This window comes from Bacillus sp. USDA818B3_A, assembly GCF_009928415.1.
GTDB lineage: Bacteria > Bacillota > Bacilli > Bacillales > Cytobacillaceae > Neobacillus.
Genome location: NZ_JAABNN010000004.1, coordinates 1 through 17937, shown reverse-complemented (window position 1 = coordinate 17937; position 17937 = coordinate 1). Strand labels below are relative to the sequence as shown.

At 31.0% G+C, this 17937-nt stretch carries 16 protein-coding genes and 1 pseudogene; all 17 read left to right on the top strand.

The window, feature by feature from the left end:
• The first annotated feature begins 41 nt into the window (after positions 1-41).
• The 17 genes and pseudogenes from GXK58_RS09820 to GXK58_RS09740 all read left to right on the top strand — a co-directional run bounded on the left by GXK58_RS09820 (position 42) and on the right by GXK58_RS09740 (position 17921).
• Positions 42-1235, top strand: a complete 1194-nt coding sequence (locus tag GXK58_RS09820) for a glycosyltransferase (RefSeq protein ID WP_160722251.1) — start codon at positions 42-44, stop codon at positions 1233-1235.
• A gap of 28 nt (positions 1236-1263) precedes the next feature.
• Complete coding sequence (locus GXK58_RS09815) at positions 1264-2454, top strand: glycosyltransferase (protein WP_160722249.1); 1191 nt, start codon at positions 1264-1266, stop codon at positions 2452-2454.
• A gap of 32 nt (positions 2455-2486) precedes the next feature.
• On the top strand, positions 2487-3458 hold the full coding sequence (locus GXK58_RS09810) for a glucosamine inositolphosphorylceramide transferase family protein (RefSeq protein ID WP_160722247.1): 972 nt from the start codon (positions 2487-2489) through the stop codon (positions 3456-3458).
• A gap of 62 nt (positions 3459-3520) precedes the next feature.
• The gene (locus tag GXK58_RS09805) at positions 3521-4699 is read left to right on the top strand and encodes a leucine-rich repeat domain-containing protein (RefSeq protein WP_160722245.1); all 1179 of its coding nucleotides are present in this window, start codon (positions 3521-3523) and stop codon (positions 4697-4699) included.
• Positions 4700-4714: 15 nt separating this feature from the next.
• Complete coding sequence (locus GXK58_RS09800) at positions 4715-6499, top strand: ABC transporter ATP-binding protein (protein ID WP_160722243.1); 1785 nt, start codon at positions 4715-4717, stop codon at positions 6497-6499.
• Between the two features lie 59 nt (positions 6500-6558).
• Entirely contained in the window at positions 6559-7722 is a 1164-nt protein-coding gene (locus GXK58_RS09795) for a glycosyltransferase (RefSeq protein ID WP_160722241.1), read from the top strand.
• A gap of 23 nt (positions 7723-7745) precedes the next feature.
• The gene (locus GXK58_RS09790) at positions 7746-8657 is read left to right on the top strand and encodes a PIG-L deacetylase family protein (protein ID WP_160722239.1); all 912 of its coding nucleotides are present in this window, start codon (positions 7746-7748) and stop codon (positions 8655-8657) included.
• A 110-nt stretch (positions 8658-8767) separates the two neighbouring features.
• A complete protein-coding gene (locus GXK58_RS09785; RefSeq protein ID WP_160722237.1) occupies positions 8768-9976 on the top strand; it encodes a GNAT family N-acetyltransferase in 1209 nt (402 codons plus the stop codon).
• A 46-nt stretch (positions 9977-10022) separates the two neighbouring features.
• A complete protein-coding gene (locus GXK58_RS09780) occupies positions 10023-10892 on the top strand; it encodes a 6-hydroxymethylpterin diphosphokinase MptE-like protein (RefSeq protein WP_160722235.1) in 870 nt (289 codons plus the stop codon).
• A 111-nt stretch (positions 10893-11003) separates the two neighbouring features.
• On the top strand, positions 11004-12161 hold the full coding sequence (locus GXK58_RS09775; protein WP_160722233.1) for a GNAT family N-acetyltransferase: 1158 nt from the start codon (positions 11004-11006) through the stop codon (positions 12159-12161).
• Positions 12162-12286: 125 nt separating this feature from the next.
• Positions 12287-13189 (top strand): ROK family protein, encoded by a 903-nt coding sequence (locus GXK58_RS09770; protein WP_160722231.1) that lies wholly within the window; start codon positions 12287-12289, stop codon positions 13187-13189.
• Between the two features lie 95 nt (positions 13190-13284).
• The gene (locus GXK58_RS09765; protein WP_237389623.1) at positions 13285-14028 is read left to right on the top strand and encodes an acylneuraminate cytidylyltransferase family protein; all 744 of its coding nucleotides are present in this window, start codon (positions 13285-13287) and stop codon (positions 14026-14028) included.
• A gap of 22 nt (positions 14029-14050) precedes the next feature.
• Positions 14051-14875 carry a 3-deoxy-8-phosphooctulonate synthase gene (gene kdsA / locus GXK58_RS09760; protein ID WP_160722763.1) on the top strand — a complete coding sequence of 275 codons (825 nt, stop codon included), beginning with the start codon at positions 14051-14053 and terminating at the stop codon, positions 14873-14875.
• Positions 14876-14893: 18 nt separating this feature from the next.
• A complete protein-coding gene (locus tag GXK58_RS09755) occupies positions 14894-15877 on the top strand; it encodes a KpsF/GutQ family sugar-phosphate isomerase (RefSeq protein WP_160722229.1) in 984 nt (327 codons plus the stop codon).
• Between the two features lie 2 nt (positions 15878-15879).
• A complete protein-coding gene (locus GXK58_RS09750) occupies positions 15880-16410 on the top strand; it encodes a KdsC family phosphatase (protein ID WP_160722227.1) in 531 nt (176 codons plus the stop codon).
• Positions 16411-16520: 110 nt separating this feature from the next.
• Positions 16521-17402 (top strand): annotated as a pseudogene (locus tag GXK58_RS27695) (acyltransferase family protein).
• Between the two features lie 183 nt (positions 17403-17585).
• A complete protein-coding gene (locus GXK58_RS09740) occupies positions 17586-17921 on the top strand; it encodes a helix-turn-helix domain-containing protein (RefSeq protein WP_237389622.1) in 336 nt (111 codons plus the stop codon).
• Positions 17922-17937 lie beyond the last annotated feature (16 nt).

Genomic DNA, 17937 nt, shown 5'->3' with positions numbered 1-17937 from the left:
CCCTTACATGAAATGTAATTAAATTAGATTGGAAGATAATTATGAGGAAAAAAAAACTGCTATTTGTTATTGATTCATTAGTAGGTGCGGGTGCAGAGAAAAGTTTGATTACATTATTATCACTCTTAGATTATAAAAAGTATTCTGTAGATTTAATGTTATTTACTCATGGTGAATTGCTTGAGGAACTAGTGCCAAAGGAAGTAAATATTTTAGAACCATTAAAGTATTCAACTTTTACCAGGTTGAATTTAAAAAGTGCGTTATTTTTTTCACTTAAGAACATTAACTTTGATATGCTTTACTCGAGGTTAAAATATTCTATAAGTATCAGAATGAAAGAATATAGTAATGCGCAGAAAGCACGGTTGTATTGGGAAAATGTTTCATCCGTAATTGAGGTAAACCCTAAAAAATATGATATTGCCATAAGTTATGCCCAAGGCGTTCCTACTTTTTATGTTGCAGATAAAATTAATGCTGATAAGAAATTTGCCTGGGTAAATGTAAGTTATCGCTTGGATGAGAGAGAAGCAGCATACCAAAAACAATTTTATGATGTATACCGAAATATTGTGGCTGTTTCTGATAGTGCAAAAGATATCTTTTTACAAACATTCCCACAATACTTTAATAAAACAAATGTAATTTATGATATTAACAATCCTAATTTTATAGAAAGTATGGCCGGTTTAGGAGGTAGTTTTAAAGATGATTTTACTGGGATTAGAATCCTAACGATTGGTAGACTTGCCCATCAAAAGGGCTATGATATTGCACTTAAAGCCTGTAAAAAGTTGAAGCAAAAAGGTGTTAATTTCCGATGGTATGTACTAGGAAAAGGTCCCCTAAAAGAAGAAATAAACCAATATATTATCAAAAATAATCTTCAAGATTATTTTATCCTTTTAGGTGTTACTTCAAATCCATATCCTTTTATTAAAGACTGTGATTTGTATGTTCAAACCTCTAGATTTGAAGGCTTTGGTCTTGCAATTGCAGAGGCAAGAATGCTAAATAAACCAGTCGTAACCACAAAATTTGATGCCGTATTTTCCCAAATGATCGATGGGGAAAATGGACTGGTGGTTGAGATGAATTACGATGCAGTCTGTGAAGGAATCCTAAAGCTTATAAATAATAAGGAACTAAAGAATAATATAATAAAATATTTGAAAGAGGAAAAGAAAGGTAATATTGAAGAGTTAACAAAATTCTACGAATTAATTGGATAATTAATCTTCGAAAGAGAGAAGAACATATATGAAAAAAAATATGTTATTCATGTTAATTAATATGAACATTGGTGGCACGGAAAAGGCTTTACTCAATATGATTAATGAATTACCACTTGATAAATATAACATGACTATATTTATGTTAGAGGAATATGGTGGTTTTCTTAACTCTATCCCTCCTGAAGTGAAAGTGGAATATTTTTCAGGGTATAAAGATATTAAAGACCTGCTAAATAAGCCTCCAAAGTTAATTTTCTTTAACCTATTGAAAAAATGGAAATTAATACAAGCTTTTATAATCATATTTTTACACATATTAACTCGAATATTACAGAATAGAAGTTTGTATTTTAAATACATTTTAAGAAACTATCCGCTACTTGAAAAGGAATATGATGTTGCTGTAGCTTATGACGGTCCAATGGATTTCATAAGCTATTTTGTTTTAAAGAAGATAAGGGCTAAGAAGAAATTCCAATGGATCCACTTTGATATTACAAAAATAGGATTCAATCCGAGGTTTGCTGAAAAAATATACAGTCAATTTGATAAGATTTTTGTAGTATCAAATGAAGCTGAAAAAAAGTTAACTGAAAAAGTACCAACACTAAAAAATAAGACAAATGTTTTTTTTAACATTTCTTCACCTGAATTAATTAAGTCACATGCTAAAAAAGGAACAGGCTTTACAGATAAATTTAATGGCATAAGAATCTTAACAGTAGGAAGATTGTCCATAGAAAAAGGGCAGGATTTAGCGATATATGCTTTTAGTCGTTTATTAAAGGATGGATATGATGCTAAGTGGTATTGTATTGGAGACGGAAATGCCAGAGAACATTATGAGAAATTAATCAAAAAGTATAATTTACAAAATAGGTTTATCTTATTAGGCGCAACACCCAATCCGTACCCATTTATAGACCAATGCGATATTTATGTACAGCCATCAAAACATGAAGGATTTTGTATCACACTTGCAGAAGCAAGATGTTTAAGGAAGCCAATTGTTTCCACTGAATTTAGTGCAGCTAGAGAACAAATTCGAAACAGAGAAAACGGATTAATCGTGGGTATTGACGAAAAGGAGCTTTACAATGGAATTGTGGAATTAATTAATAATAAAGATATGAGGAAACAATTTACTGAGAATTTAAAAAATGAAAACCCTATTGACAATCAAGAAATAAATTTATTTCTTAATTGTGCAATTTAATGGATGTATAAAATTTCAAAATAGGTGATTATATGTATTTTATTGTCTCCATGGCTTTAACCATGCTAATTCTTATATTCGTTATTTTAAGCAGGAAAAAAATACTCCTAGGAATATGGTCAATTACAGTCTTTCAGTCAAATTCCATGATTAATGGAATACCTGATCAGAAAATTCTAAAAAAACCTAGTTTACAAGCATCAGATGTTACAGATGTACCCGCAGAGTTTATTGCTGATCCATTTATTATCACTCATAACTCATTATTTTATATGTTTTTTGAGATCCTAGATAAAACTACTGGAAAAGGTATATTAGGGTTAGCCAAAAGCAAGGATGGTGAAACTTGGAAGTATGATCGAGCGATATTAAAGGAAAATTTCCATTTATCATATCCATATGTATTCAAATCCAATAATGAATTTTATATGATACCGGAGTCCAGTGAGGCCAATAAAGTTTTGTTATATAAGGCAAAGAACTTCCCTTATGAATGGGAAAAGGTTTCAGGGCTTATTGATGGTAAATATGTAGATTCAAGTATTTTTTATTATAAGAAAAAATGGTGGTTATTCGCAGGAAAGGGTGGAAAATTGCATTTATTTTTCTCAGATACGCTCGAGAAAAATTGGTATGAACATCCTAAAAGTCCATTGATCAAAAATAATTATAACATTACAAGACCTGGGGGCCGGGTGATTGTTGACAATGATATCATTTTTCGATACACACAAGATGGAAAGCCAAATTATGGCAGTGCTGTTCATTTATTTAAAATTACAAGATTATCAGAAAGTGAATACGAAGAAGAACCAATTAGCATGGTTTTAAACGGTTCTAATAAAGATAAAGATTGGAATAAAGATGGAATGCACACAATTGATCAAATAAAAATAACAGATCAGAAATGGATTGTAGCAGTCGACGGGCATAAATTGGTTAATAAGAGCTATCTTATTTGGAAGCTGGATCAGATATGGTCAAAGTATTTATTAATGAGATGAAATAAATACTTTACATCATAGCGATCTCTTTCTTTATTTGGAATATTATAGGAGGTGTATAAATGAAATTTATGAGCATACCATCCCTAAAGGAAAAATATTTTCAATGGAGATATTGGTCCAATTTATACCATGATATGTTTAATAATTTAGAGAATCACCATCATAAAACCAATCAAGAATGCATTCCTTACATAAATAAACCTGGAGTAGCGCTTTCATTTGATGATAGTTATAGAGTTCATGAGTGGTATGAAAATGGAAAGGAACTTTTTGGATACTATGATGTGAAAGTAACCTTCAATATAAATGGCATACACCCTTTGGATGGAGAGCGTAAACATAATCAAGAAGAAATTGACAAACTATTAGAACTTCAGGCAAATGGTCATGAAATTGGTCATCACGGATTTAATCATATGAAAGCAACAGACTATTCAACACAACATGGGTATCATCGTTGGATCAAAGATGAGATAGAATTGCTTTTAAATTGGATGAATGAGCAAACACATTCTACAACAAAGGATAAATTCAAAAAACCAGTTTCATTTGCCTTTCCTCATTTCCAATACGATAAAGAACATATTAAAAAGCTAGTTCCAAATTATTTTAAAATCACCAGAGGACACTTAAATAAGGATAATTTAACTGCTTTTAATTATGAAGGATTTGCTCCTTCTATTTGTTTAGATGGTTATTATTCATGTAATGTTTATTATTTGAAGAAAATCATTAAGTTAGCTAAGGAAAAGGGGGAAAATGTAATCTTTACTTGCCATTCAATAATCCCCGAAGAAGCGAAAATGGAGAAATTAGTTGACGGGACAAAAGCTGATAGATGGGCAAGGTGGGCTGTAACCACTAAGCTAATTCAAACAATTATAAATGAAGTCAGAAACAATGATATGGAATTTTACACCACATCAGAATTGGCTGGGATAGCCAATATTATGGACAATAACTTAGAATCCGCAGTTAGAAAAATAATTGCAAAACCTATAGAAAGTAAATGGTTAAGAATCTCAGATTTGGTCAATATTAAAGAGTTAGATTTGAGCAATTGCTGCATTTCTGCCCTGGATGGCATTCAGTATTTTTGGGGCTTAGAGAAGCTAAATCTTGCAAATAACAACATTACGGACTTTCGCCTATTGAAAAAAATCCCTTTTTTAAAAGAGGTTGTTTTAAATGGTAACCCTGGATATAAAGAAACATTAAAAATTGCAAAAGTTAATTAAGGAAGGCAGTTGAGAATGATGGACACAATCAATAAGCTTGTTAAGCTTTTTGATAAGGGTGATAAAAAAAGATTAATAATATTATTATTAATGATGATCGTTGCAGCATTGTTTGAAACGATAGGTATAGGATTAATAATTCCCATTGTGGGGATTCTAACAAATCCAAAAATGATACAAGAGCAAGCTTTATTGTCTTATATTTTTAAGTTGTTTAATTTTCAGTCCTCAACTACATTTATCGTATTTTCTGTAATTTTTCTATTACTGGTCTTTGTGTTGAAAAACCTTTATTTATTCTTATATAACTTTGTACAGTTAAAGGTAAATTTGAGTCAGAAAGTCAAGTTATCTAGTGGTCTATTTAAGGAATATCTAACAAAACCTTATTCATTCCACATTCAACGAAATTCTGCACAATTACTAAGAAATGTAAATAATGAAGTTTCTAGGGTATTTAATGGACTTGTTATATCTGGGTTTCAATTGTTTACCGAATTATTAACAATAACTTTTATTTTAATTTTACTATTAATGCAAGCTCCTTTGGCAACAATAACTGCCACTGTTCTTTTAGGGGGGAGTGTATTATTGTTTTTTAAATTTTTTCGTAAAAAGATTAACTATTTAGGCAAGGAACAACAAAAAGTAAGTAGTGAAATGATTAAATGGGTTAATCAAGGTTTAGGTGCTAGTAAAGAAGTACTCGTATCAGGCAAAGAGGACTTTTTTATTAAGGCATATACCCGACAAAGCCATATTAGTGCAAATAATGGTAGATATATGAATATGTTAGATCTTTTACCAAGGCTTTTTATCGAAACATTAATGGTTTCAGTGGTCTTGGTAACGATGTTAATTATTGTTTTTCAAGGAATGGATACAACTCAATTAGTATCTACAATGGCATTATTTGCTATGGCAGCGTTTCGATTAATGCCATCTATTAACCGTGTAATTGGATTAATTACTACTATGCGATATAGTAAACCAGCATTAGAAGTTGTTTATGAGGACCTATTTGAAAATAAAGGACTAACTTTTTATAAGAGTAGTACAAAACTAGGTGTTAAATTACAAGATACAAATAAGAGAGTTTTTAAAGACTCCATAAAATTACAAGGGGTTTCTTTTTGTTACCTCAATCAAAGAGAGTATTCAGTGAATGATATATCGTTAACTATCCCAATAGGTCAATCAGTTGCTTTTATTGGTGAATCAGGGGCAGGTAAAACGACTCTAGTCGATATTATACTAGGACTTTTCCAACCAGATAAAGGGCGTGTGTTGGTTGATGGTAAAAATTTATTTGAACAAAAGGCAATGTGGCAGCAAAAAATAGGTTATATCCCACAAACTATTTATTTATCGGACGATACGATCCGTAGTAATGTTGCTTTTGGGATAGAAGAGGGAAATATTGACGATGATAAGGTTTGGAGAGCTTTAGAGCAAGCACAGTTAAAAGAATTTATTGAAGGTCTACCTGACCAGCTAGATACAAAGGTAGGAGAAAGAGGAGTAAGACTTTCGGGTGGACAACGTCAACGTATCGGCATTGCAAGAGCTTTGTATAATAATCCTGAAATATTATTCATGGATGAAGCAACATCTGCCTTAGATAACGAAACAGAAAAGGAAATAATGAAGGCAATAGATGGACTAAGGGGAGAGAAAACTTTAATTATCATAGCTCATAGATTAAGTACCATTGAAAATTGTGATATCGTTTTTAAATTAAGTAAAGGGAGATTAGTTTCTATTGAAAATAAAGTAAAGGCAGTCAGCTATGTAAGATAAAGGAACGAACTAAATGATAATCTTAAAATTTCAAGAAATAAATTAAGGTTGTGTTTAATATGAAAAAGCTTGTTATTGTAACACATAGATTTGGAATGGGCGGTATAGGAAAGGCATTAATATCTATGTTGAAATCTATACCTAAAGAAGAATACCAAGTAACTGTATTAGTAATGGAAAAGGGCTTACTTGAGGATGAAGTACCTAATCATGTTAAAGTTGAAAATTTATATGGATCTGAGAAATCTGCCTTAGAAAAGATATGGAAATTGGCAAAAAAAGGTAGACTAATTCAGGCGTTCAAAATTGGCTGGTATATGCTGTTGGCTAAGGGAACAAAAGATAGATATAAATATGAGAGTTATTACTCTAAAATGATTCCAGTGCTTAACTCAGAATACGACTTAGCAATCTCTTATCATATACCCACATCATTTCCAGTAGTTTTTGTAGTAAATAATATTAAAGCAAAAAAAAAGTTTGCCTGGATTCACTCCGATGTTTCAGCAATGATAGAAAAGATGGAACTGTATAAAAATTATTTTGAAAAATACGACAAAATATTCTGTGTATCGGAATTTGCAAAGAATAAGTTTATTGATCTGCTACCTCAACTTAAAGCAAAGACATCTGTCTTTTACAATATTCTAGATGGAAAGAATATGGAGGAAATGGCGGTAAATGGAGAAGGATTTAGTGATCATTTCAAGGGAATAAGAATTCTAACAGTAGGAAGGTTAAGTTCAGAAAAGGGTCAGGACATAATTCCACGAATACTATTTAAGTTAAAGGCCGCAGGTCACAATGTGAGATGGTATTGTATTGGAGACGGAACTTCTCGATCGGAGCTTGAAAAGTTAATTAGACAATATGGTTTGGAAGAGAATCTTATTATATTGGGTACGAAAAGCAACCCTTATAACTATATCAAGCAATGTGATATCTATGTCCAACCGTCCAGACATGAAGCATATTGCCTTTCACTAGCTGAGGCAAGATTATTTTCAAAACCAATTGTAACTACAGATTTTGTTGGTGCAAGGGAACAAATCATAAATGGTAAGAATGGATTGATAGTAAATTTTGATGAAATTGAAATATTTAATGCTGTCAATTCCCTTATAATTAAGCCAGAGTTGTGTGAAAAGTTCAGAAATAACTTAAAGAACATTAAATTAGACACAACAAATGAAATTAATAAACTATTTGAAGGTGTAAGCTAATATTATTTTAAAGGTGGAATTTCATGCTATTGGCTAATATAAAAAAACCTATTCTAAGATTAATTCCATTTATAGAAGGAAATGAAATTTTAATAAAAAAAATTGAATATTTTAGAGGGTTATATAGGTATCCTAATAAAATGGTTGGCCGTAAACGTCTAAATACTTTCAATAATAATAAAGTAGACGCACTAGTCTTTGCTGCACACCCAGATGATGATGTTTTAGGATTAGGGACCATCTTATATAGACATAGACTTAATGGGGACAACATAGTTATTGTATTTGTAACTAATGGTACAGCTCGGAATGGGGAGAGTTGGCATATAAAAAAAAGTGTATCAAAGGAGATATCAGAAATTAGGTATAAAGAGGCAGTAAAGGCATTGTCTCTAATAAATATATCAGAAGAAAATATTGTTTGCCTCGGATATCCAGATAAAGGATCACAAAGATATTTGAAAAATATTTCTAGTGATATTCTTAACTTAATTAGAAATCTGAACCCGCATCAGATTTATGCTCATTGTATTGAAGGAGGACATGGAGATCATGATTTTACAAGTTTTGTAGTAAAGTCTATATGTCGGAAGATAGAATATACTAATTTGTTTGAGTGGGCTGAATATAATCCAAAACAACAGTTAGGTACACACGATATAAAGTTTTTATCAACTCTAAAAAGTAAATCACAAGAAACAAAAATTGTTATTTCTAAAGAAGAGCGCAGAATCAAAAAGGAAATGTTGGCCTGTCATACTTCACAAAATGTAGAAAAGCACTTCTTACAAGGTGAGGCTATTCGGAAGGCCGATACTTCTAATTTTGAATGGGAATTGTATGAACATTGTCAATTTCCTAATTCTAAAATTAAAACAATAGTAAAAGATTACAAAAAGAAACTCTCGAAAAGAAACACTAGAGTAGTACTTTAATAGGATAAATAATTAAAGTTTATTCTTTTTAATAAGATTTTGTACTTATGGAAATAGTTGGAATGTAATTGTTTGGTATGCGCTTTATATTAATATAATGGGGTGAGTATTTGGACGCAGTAATACATAAAAAAAAGGAATCAATTAGGAAGTTGTTTCCTAAATGGGTGAAATTGAAAGAGGAATATCAAGAAATAACAATTTTCCAAGAGACTGGATGGTTAGAAAGTTGGTGGGAATATAAAAGTAAAATTGAAACTATTACCCCTTATATAATAGAAATTAGGGAACATAATAAAACAATTGGTATCATACCACTTTATTGTTCTCAAGAAAAATTTAAAAATATTAATTTCCGTATACTTAAGCCTATTGGTGATGAACTCTCAGATTATTTAATCCCAATTTTATCAATAAAATACCCAACTGATAAGCAACTTGGAATAGCATGGAAAAAAATAAAAAAAGATAGGGACAGTTGGGATTTTATAGAATGGGGTGATATACCTGAAAACTCAGTTTTAGATTCTTTTTTCAAAAGACAATCAAAATGGAAAAATCCATTAATAAGCAGAATAAGAGGGCATGTTTGTCCTTTTTTAGAGCTCAATAATAATGCTGAGACTGTTAAACTAAAATTTGAACAAAATCTCTTAAATGAAATTCTAAAAAAAGAAAGAAAGTTAGAAAAGAAAGGCGATCTACTATTTTCTAAAGTGTTAGCAGAAAAAGAGATTGAACCTGTAATGAATATGCTTTTTGAATTCCATTGTGAAAGATGGGCAAATACAAAATCACCAAGTAGATTTAGCAATTTGGAGGACAGACAGCATGCCTTAGATGCAGCCAGAAGTCTTTTTAAATGCAATTTGCTACATCTTACATATTTAAGTTTTAATAACGAAATAATATCGGTCGAATTTGCGATGAAAGACGATAAAAAGATTTATCTTTACAATACTGGTTATAGTAATAAATATAAAAAATATTCAGTTGGAAATATTATGTTATATAAACTTATTATTGATGCTTGTAAAGAGGGGTTTGATATTTTGGACTTTACAAGGGGAGGAGAAAACTATAAGAAGCAGTGGGGGACTTTACAAAAATATAACGTAAAATACACATTTTTTAATTTTTCCCTAAAGTCCGTATTTTACAAAATACTTTATCAGGTATATAAATCAAAACTTTTAAAATTATATATTAATAAATTTTTTGAGATGAAGTTATTAAAAAGTAAATTAAGAATATTAATAATTACTCTTCTAAATGTTCAACAGTTTTTTGAACTTGATGAATTATTAATGATACTTTAAAAGATTATCAATTATTTAAAGTTTATTTAAAAATAGGGTGATTTAGATGTGGATTAGAGAAGTTTTTAAAAGAAACAAGTTTACCTATTATTTTATTAAAAAGGTAAGGAAATTCCAATTTGTACAACTCCCATACTATATCTCAAGAAGCAAATTTAATATTAAAAAAATATTAAGGGTTATGAATATTAAATATAAAACCCCTTATGAAAAATTAAAAATGCTGAAGAATATACATACTGGAGAGAGATGCTTTATTGTTGCAACAGGCCCAAGTCTAACAATAGAAGATCTTGAAAAATTAAAGAATGAAATTACTATCAGTATGAATTCAATTTGCCTTGCCTTTAACGAAACTAGCTGGAGACCCACATATTATGGCATTCAAGATGAGCGTGTATATTCAAAGCTTAGGGAGCAAATCGAACAATTAGAGGTGGAGTGTAAATTTATTAGCGATACCATTCTTAATAAAGAAAGGATAAATTTATCAAAGTGTGATTATATTTTTCCGTTAGATATGCTTCATCACAATTACAATCCTAGTAAACTAACCACCAAATTTAGTAAAGACCCTTATAAGGCGATCTACAGTGGATTTACAGTCACATACTCTTTAATTCAAATGGCCGTATATATGGGATTTAAGGAAATTTATTTATTAGGGGCCGATTGCAATTATTCAAGTGATATGAAACACCATTTTAAAGAGCATGGAATTGTTGATTCGTCATTTTTATTGGCAGGTGAAAGAATGGTCAGCTCTTACAAGGTAGCTAAAGAGTACGCTGATCGGCATCATATTAAAATTTATAACGCAACAAGAGGTGGGATGCTTGAGGTATTTGAAAGAGTAGATTTAGATAAAGTGTTATCTGTGAATATCAAAAATTCAAGTTCTCTTACTGCTGGGTAATAAGGCTTTTCTTTATTCAGTATCATTTCTTTAATAAATAATCAGTTTTAACAAAAAGCAAGAAATAAAAAAATAATTTATTATTTAAGTATCTTAAAGAGGATGATAATAATGGAAGTATTGGTTCATAAACAAATAGAGGTACTTGATGATATATTCCCGGAATGGGAAATGTTAATAGGTAATTTTTATGATATTACAGTATTTCAAGATTTTAGTTGGCTAAAAAGTTGGTGGGATTTTAAAAATAAACAAGCAAATATCACTCCTTATATTATTGAAATAAAGGACAATAACAATCCAATCGGGATAATTCCACTCCACATTCTTCATATAAAATTCTTAAAGTTTAAATTTAGAATCTTAAAACCTATTGGCTCGGAGCTTTCAGATTATTTAGTGCCAATTCTATCTAACCAGTACCCAGCAGAGGAATTACTAGACTTAGCATTTTCGAGGATTTACAAAGACAAATTAAGTTGGGATTGTATTGAATGGGGAGATGTACCGGAAGATTCACATTTTGCTCATTTTATCAATAATGATCGATTAGGGAATTATGCTTTAATTCAGAGAAAAAAAGATCATATTTGCCCATATTTATTACTTGATAAAGACGCTGAAAAAGTAAAAATAAAATTAGGTAAAGAATTTTTAAAAAAAACTCTTTATAAAGAGAGAAGATTAAATAGAGAAGGCAAATTTACTTATTCAAAAGTAACGAAAGAAGAAGATATTGAACCTATATTGAATAAATTTTTTGAATTACACTGTCAAAGATGGGCGAATACAAATACACCGAGTGAATATAGACATAAGGATAAAAGGGAAAGTTTAATACTAACTGCAAAAAACCTTTTTAAAAGTAATTTACTACATTTAACATATCTAACTTTTGATAATGAAATAATAGTTGTTCAATTCGGAATGTCCGATAGAAAAAGAATTTACTTGTATGTTCATTCTATTAATATTCAATACAGTAAATATTCTCCGGGGAGTATTTTAATGTATAATATTATGCTTGAGGGTTGCAGAGAGGATTATGAAATTTTAGATTTCCTCAGAGGTGACGAATCATATAAAAACTATTGGGGAACTTCTGAGAAAATGAATCAAAAATTCCTATTCTTCAATCACTCCATAAGATCATTATTATATAAAGACCTAATATATTTATATGAAACTAAGCAATTCAAAAATGTGTATAAATTAAAGGATTATTTAAAAAGTCATATAGGTATAAACCATAAAGTGTTAAAAATTTAGTAGAAACCTTTTGTTCTTTATAATGAATATATTGTATTTTTTATAGAAAAAGGTGATAATATAATTGACCTGTTTTTAATACTTCCACTTATTTTCTAATGGTTAAAGTATACGGAGGTAAAATAATGAAATATTATGCAGTTTTTGATGTGGGAGGTTCGACTATAAAATACGCCCTAATGAATGAAAATGGGAATTTTATAAGTAAAAGCTACACTCCAACTCCCAATAGTTTGGCAGTTTTTGTTAATACAATTAATTGGGTAATAGAAAATTACCGTGACGATTACTTATTAGACGGAATAGCAATAAGCATACCTGGAGTTGTAGATATTAAAAAAGGTACTATAGGTGGAATCAGTGCAATACCTTATATCCATGGCCCCAACATTAAACATCTTTTACAAGATAAAACAAATTTACGTGTTGAACTAGAGAATGACGGGAATTGTGCAGGACTTGCAGAAGGCTGGTTAGGGAATGCGAAGGATGTTCAAGATTATGTTTGTATTGTACTTGGTAGCGGTATAGGTGGTTCAATATTTCTTGATAAAAAGCTCCGACATGGTACCAATCTCTTCGCCGGGGAATTTGGTTATATGATAATGGAGGATTACTTGGAACAACCACATGGGGTTAGTTGGAGTTCCCTTGCTTCGACTAAAGCATTAGTTAATCAAGTTGCTAAACGTAAAAAAAGAGGGTCAAGTATCTTTGATGGGAAAAAAATATTTCAAATGGCCGACAATGGTGATAGAAAGGTTAAAAATGAGATAGAAAAATTCACCAAGCGTTTGGCTGTAGGTATTTATAATATACAACACGTTATCGATCCTGAAAAATTTCTGATTGGGGGGGCAATCACTGAACGTTATGATTTAATCGATAAAATTAACGAAAAACTCTTAGGAATGAAAGGAAGGATTGATATTAGAGTAGAGAAATGTAAATTTGAAAATGATTCTAATCTAATTGGTGCACTATATAACTTCCGACAACAGGAAAATTCAATTAATATCTTATATTAATATTAGGATTAAATTATCTCCCAACCACTTTAATTTCATAACTGTTTAGATTAAAACCTTTATATTTATATTTTTTTATTTCGGCGTTCTTTATTGTGAACGAAGAAATGAGTTATAAACTTAAATTTAATTTGATTTTAATTAAAAATGAATCAAGGAAGTGGAATTTAAAAGTGGAAAAAAAAGTTGTCGCTTTTGTCCCTATTAAGTTAAACAGTCAACGATTACCACATAAAAATATTCTTCCATTAGGTGAACACTCCCTAAGTTGGTATATTTTCAATACATTATTGCAAATTGAGCAAATTGATGAGGTTTGTGTATTCTGTAGTGATGAGAAGGTAATGGAATATTTGCCGAAAGGCGTTAGATTTGTAAAACGGGACAGTCGTCTCAATGGGGACTTAGTAAAAGGTCACGAAATCTATGAAGCTTTCATCAATACGATTGATAGTGACATTTATTTGTTGGCACATACAACATCACCATTTATGTCTGAAACTTCTGTAAGGAATGCATTAATAAACGTTTTAAGTGAAAATTATGATTCAGCCTTGAGCGTTATAAAGAAACAAACCTTTGTCTGGTACAAAGGAGAAACATTAAATTACAAGCTAGACGATATACCAAGGACCCAAGATATAGAACCAGTCTATATTGAAACAAGTGGATTTTTTATATTTAAGAAAGACCATTTTTTAACACATGGTCAAAGAATTGGTTTCTTACCATATTTTCAAGAATTAGATGATATTGAAGCAATTGATATTGATACAAAAGAGGATTATGAATTTGCTTTAAGGATCATTGAGCCGAATAAACTTCTACAAGAAATATAGATAATGGGAGCTGGATTTTATGATCAACGAAGTAACTTTAAATAATAACATCATTTTTGGGGGAAATCGTTCAATGGTCCTCATTGCTGGACCATGTATGTTGGAAAGTGAGTCCCTTGTAATGGAAACTGCTTCGGTTATTAAAGAAATAACACAAAAATATAATATTCCATTTGTGTTTAAAGGATCTTTTGATAAAGCTAATCGCTCATCGATTTATTCAGAAAGAGGTCCTGGGATTCAAAAAGGCTTAGAGATTTTAGAAAAAGTGAAAAAGGAATTGTTGCTCCCTGTTACAACGGATATCCATGAGGTGAATCAAGCCGAAGTTGTAGGGGAGGTTGTCGATATTATACAAATTCCTGCCTTTTTGTGTAGACAAACTGATTTATTAGTTAGTGCAGCAAAAACTAATAAAATTGTTAACATAAAAAAAGGGCAATTTCTTGCTCCATGGGATATGAACAATGCGGTGGTGAAGATTAGAGAATCAGGAAATAATAAAATTTTGTTGACAGAAAGAGGGACAACATTTGGTTATAACAACTTAGTTGTCGATTTGCGCTCCCTTCCTACAATGAGAGAACTTGATGCCCCTGTAGTATTTGATGCAACACATAGTGTTCAAATACCTGGAGGACTGGGCACAGCTACTGGGGGTAAAAGAGAGTTTGTTCCCTATTTGGCACGTGCTGCCACTGCTGTTGGAATCGATGCGTTGTTTGTCGAAACCCATCCTGATCCCGACCATGCGTTGTCAGATGGGCCAAATATGATAAAACTTGATCAACTTGAGGAATTCCTTAAACCAATTATTGAAATTGATAGAATAATTAAAGGAATCTGAGGGCAGGAGGGTTAAAGGATGGTTGAGAGTTTATTTACAGTAAATAATCATATCACCACCGTAAAAGAAGTTCTAGAACAAGAAGGCCAGGCAATCTTTAATTTAATTGAAACTGTAGACCAAGAAATTTCAGAGGTAATAGAGACAATCCATAATTGTAATGGAAGAATAATTGTAACAGGTGTTGGAAAATCAGGTTTAGTTGGAAGGAAAATTACTGCTACATTAGCCAGTACAGGGACACCATCTCTGTTTTTGCACCCTGCAGAAGGTCTTCATGGTGACTTAGGAATGGTGACAAATTCAGATATTATTTTAGCGTTATCTAATAGCGGGGAATCAGAGGAAGTCATAAAATTAATTCCATCTATTAAACGAATAGGTGCTAAACTTATAGCATTTGTTGGAAATCGTGCTTCTACATTAGGAAATAAGGCTGACCATATTCTTTGTATCGGTAAAGTAAAAGAGGCCTGTCCACTAGGTTTAGCCCCTACAACAAGCACAACATTAATGCTTTCTTTAGGAGATGCGGTAGCTATTGCTTTGTTAAAGGCTCGTAATTTCTCCTCCGAACATTTTGCTGTTTTTCATCCTGGAGGATCACTTGGTAAAAGACTGTTATTCACTGTTGAAACAATTATGGAAATTACGAAAAGAAATCCAACCTCTTTAGATAATTGCACTATCCAGGACATTATGTTTACTATGACGAAATCGGGTTTGGGCGCAACGAGTATTATTAATCATGATGGTAAGCTAGTTGGCATTATTACTGATGGCGATATTAGAAGAAGGTTAGCGCAAGGGGAAAATTTTATGGAACTTTCGGTAACCGATTTATACAATAAGAAGCCAGTAACTGTTAGACCTAATACTCTTGCGGTTGAGGCGTTGAATACTATGGAAAATTTAAAAATAAATGTTTTACCTGTAGTAAATAATTCAGATGAACCCATTGCTATGATCCACTTACATGATATTACAAAATTAGGGTTTTAATTATGTCTATACCAGAAATTAAATTAATCGTATTAGATGTTGATGGTGTCTTAACGGATGGTAAGTTATTAATTGGCTCAAATGGAGTAGAGTATAAAAGCTTTAACGTGAAGGATGGTTTAGGAATAGGTTTGGCCAAATTTTGTGGATTAAAAGTTGCCATTATCACTGGAAGAGATTCGGAATCTGTACAAATTCGATCGAAAGAACTAAAAATTGATTGCGTTTATCAGGGAATTACAAACAAAGTTGAAGTGCTAGATAAAATCACAGCTTCACTTGGTATTCAATATAACAATGTATTTTATATGGGTGATGATATTAATGACCTACCCATAATAAGAATAGTAGGTTTCTCAGCTGCTCCTAATGATAGTGCAGAATTAGTAAAAGAAACAGTTAATTTTGTTAGCAGTTTAAATGGAGGTATGGGAGCTGTTAGGGAAGCAATAGATTTTATTTTGTCTCATCAAGTAGATTACAAGGAACTAATTAAAAATTACCTATGCAAAAAAACAGATTTAATTCAATAAAATAAGAGTAGTGTATGTCAAGTCTCCTCTTTTTATTGGGGCAGAGAAAGATTTCACAAAGAATTTTAGATTACTCACCTTTCTAAAAGGAGGATATAAGATTTGGATAGATTTACTCAATAGATTCCATAAAATGTCTTGCGATATTTAATGTAATATATTTTCATACTGTCACTTTTAATGCTGCAGAGACAGAAAGCCTTAGTATCTGGTTTTTAGCTTTTCCGAGGTACGTTATCCCTTACTTTTTTATTGTTTCAGGGTTTTTATTTGGGGGAAAATTAAAGAATTGTTTAACTAATCTGAATTACTTTAAATCTTATACTTTTAACTTAATAAGATTATTTGTTGGCTGGTATATTTTTTAACTATTTTACGATCTTTTCATAGCGATAGTTTTTGCCTTATTTCAAGGAAATTCATTAAAAGATGAATTAGTTAAATATGTTCATTCTTTACCAAACTTTAGTGTTGTGTATTATGGGATTGGTGATACGGCATACCATTTATGGTTCATAACCGCACTAATTTGGTCAATAACAATCTTGTATTTATTCATAATTGTTAAGAAATTACACATCTTGTTAATCATAAGTCTTATGCTAAATTTGTTAGGGCTTTTTGGTCAAACCTATTCGGGTATATTTCATCTTCCAATAGATACCAGAGATGCACTGTTCTTTGGTTTATTCTACGTGTCTGCAGGTTGCTTCATCTCGAAACACTATGAAGGAATTAAACTAATCATTAATAAGGTTAAATCAACAACCTTAATCTATGTTTTCTTACTATCATGTATATTGCAAATTGTCGAAAGCTACATAACCTATCGATTACTTGATGGAACTGAAGGTGGAATTGGATATTATCTTTCTACAATTCCATTAACTATTAGTCTTTTTTTGCTAGTACTAAAAAATAAAAACTTTGGAAAACACTCTATTCTGACTAGAATAGGTAGAAATACTTTTGGAATTTATGTTAAACACTAATTATTTTTATTGTATCTCACTATTTCAATTTAACTATACAAAAAGTAAGGGACAAAATTAGTGTAACTGCTAGACTATAATCAACAGTTTCTGCTAGATAAGATTGAACACTTTTTTACCAATATTTTTACCAGCTAAGCTATGATACTATTATCAATTTTGTTTAGCTGGAGGATATGAAAGGTGAAAAAGTTACTTATGTATATAGAAGTTCATCAACTAAAAGAACAAGGATTTAAAGTTGCAGCAATTGCCAAGAAATTAAAGATTTCCAGGAATACAGTTTATAAGTATTTAGATATGAATCTAGAGGAAGCAACAGAGTGGATTAATTCCCTAGGGAACAGAAGGAAGAAGTTAGATCCCTATCGGGCTCGTATAATAAATTGGTTGAAGGAACATCCTGATTTATCATCTGCTCAAATCGAAGATTGGTTAAGAGAACACGACCCTGAAATTGAAATCGGAGGAAGTACAATTTGTTTATGGCATCATAAAAATGTAGGATATGGCACCTAATTTGTGTTGGCTTCTA

Excerpts from the sequence above, each read along its gene's own strand:
- GXK58_RS09755 (WP_160722229.1), top strand. The coding sequence starts at position 14,894 with ATGGTTGAGAGTTTATTTACAGTAAATAATCATATCACCACCGTAAAA.
- GXK58_RS09775 (WP_160722233.1), top strand. The coding sequence starts at position 11,004 with ATGGAAGTATTGGTTCATAAACAAATAGAGGTACTTGATGATATATTC.
- GXK58_RS09810 (WP_160722247.1), top strand. The coding sequence starts at position 2,487 with ATGTATTTTATTGTCTCCATGGCTTTAACCATGCTAATTCTTATATTC.
- GXK58_RS09780 (WP_160722235.1), top strand. The coding sequence starts at position 10,023 with ATGTGGATTAGAGAAGTTTTTAAAAGAAACAAGTTTACCTATTATTTT.
- GXK58_RS09795 (WP_160722241.1), top strand. The coding sequence starts at position 6,559 with ATGAAAAAGCTTGTTATTGTAACACATAGATTTGGAATGGGCGGTATA.
- GXK58_RS09770 (WP_160722231.1), top strand. The coding sequence starts at position 12,287 with ATGAAATATTATGCAGTTTTTGATGTGGGAGGTTCGACTATAAAATAC.
- GXK58_RS09800 (WP_160722243.1), top strand. The coding sequence starts at position 4,715 with ATGATGGACACAATCAATAAGCTTGTTAAGCTTTTTGATAAGGGTGAT.
- GXK58_RS09750 (WP_160722227.1), top strand. The coding sequence starts at position 15,880 with ATGTCTATACCAGAAATTAAATTAATCGTATTAGATGTTGATGGTGTC.
- GXK58_RS09790 (WP_160722239.1), top strand. The coding sequence starts at position 7,746 with ATGCTATTGGCTAATATAAAAAAACCTATTCTAAGATTAATTCCATTT.
- GXK58_RS09805 (WP_160722245.1), top strand. The coding sequence starts at position 3,521 with ATGAAATTTATGAGCATACCATCCCTAAAGGAAAAATATTTTCAATGG.
- GXK58_RS09820 (WP_160722251.1), top strand. The coding sequence starts at position 42 with ATGAGGAAAAAAAAACTGCTATTTGTTATTGATTCATTAGTAGGTGCG.
- GXK58_RS09815 (WP_160722249.1), top strand. The coding sequence starts at position 1,264 with ATGAAAAAAAATATGTTATTCATGTTAATTAATATGAACATTGGTGGC.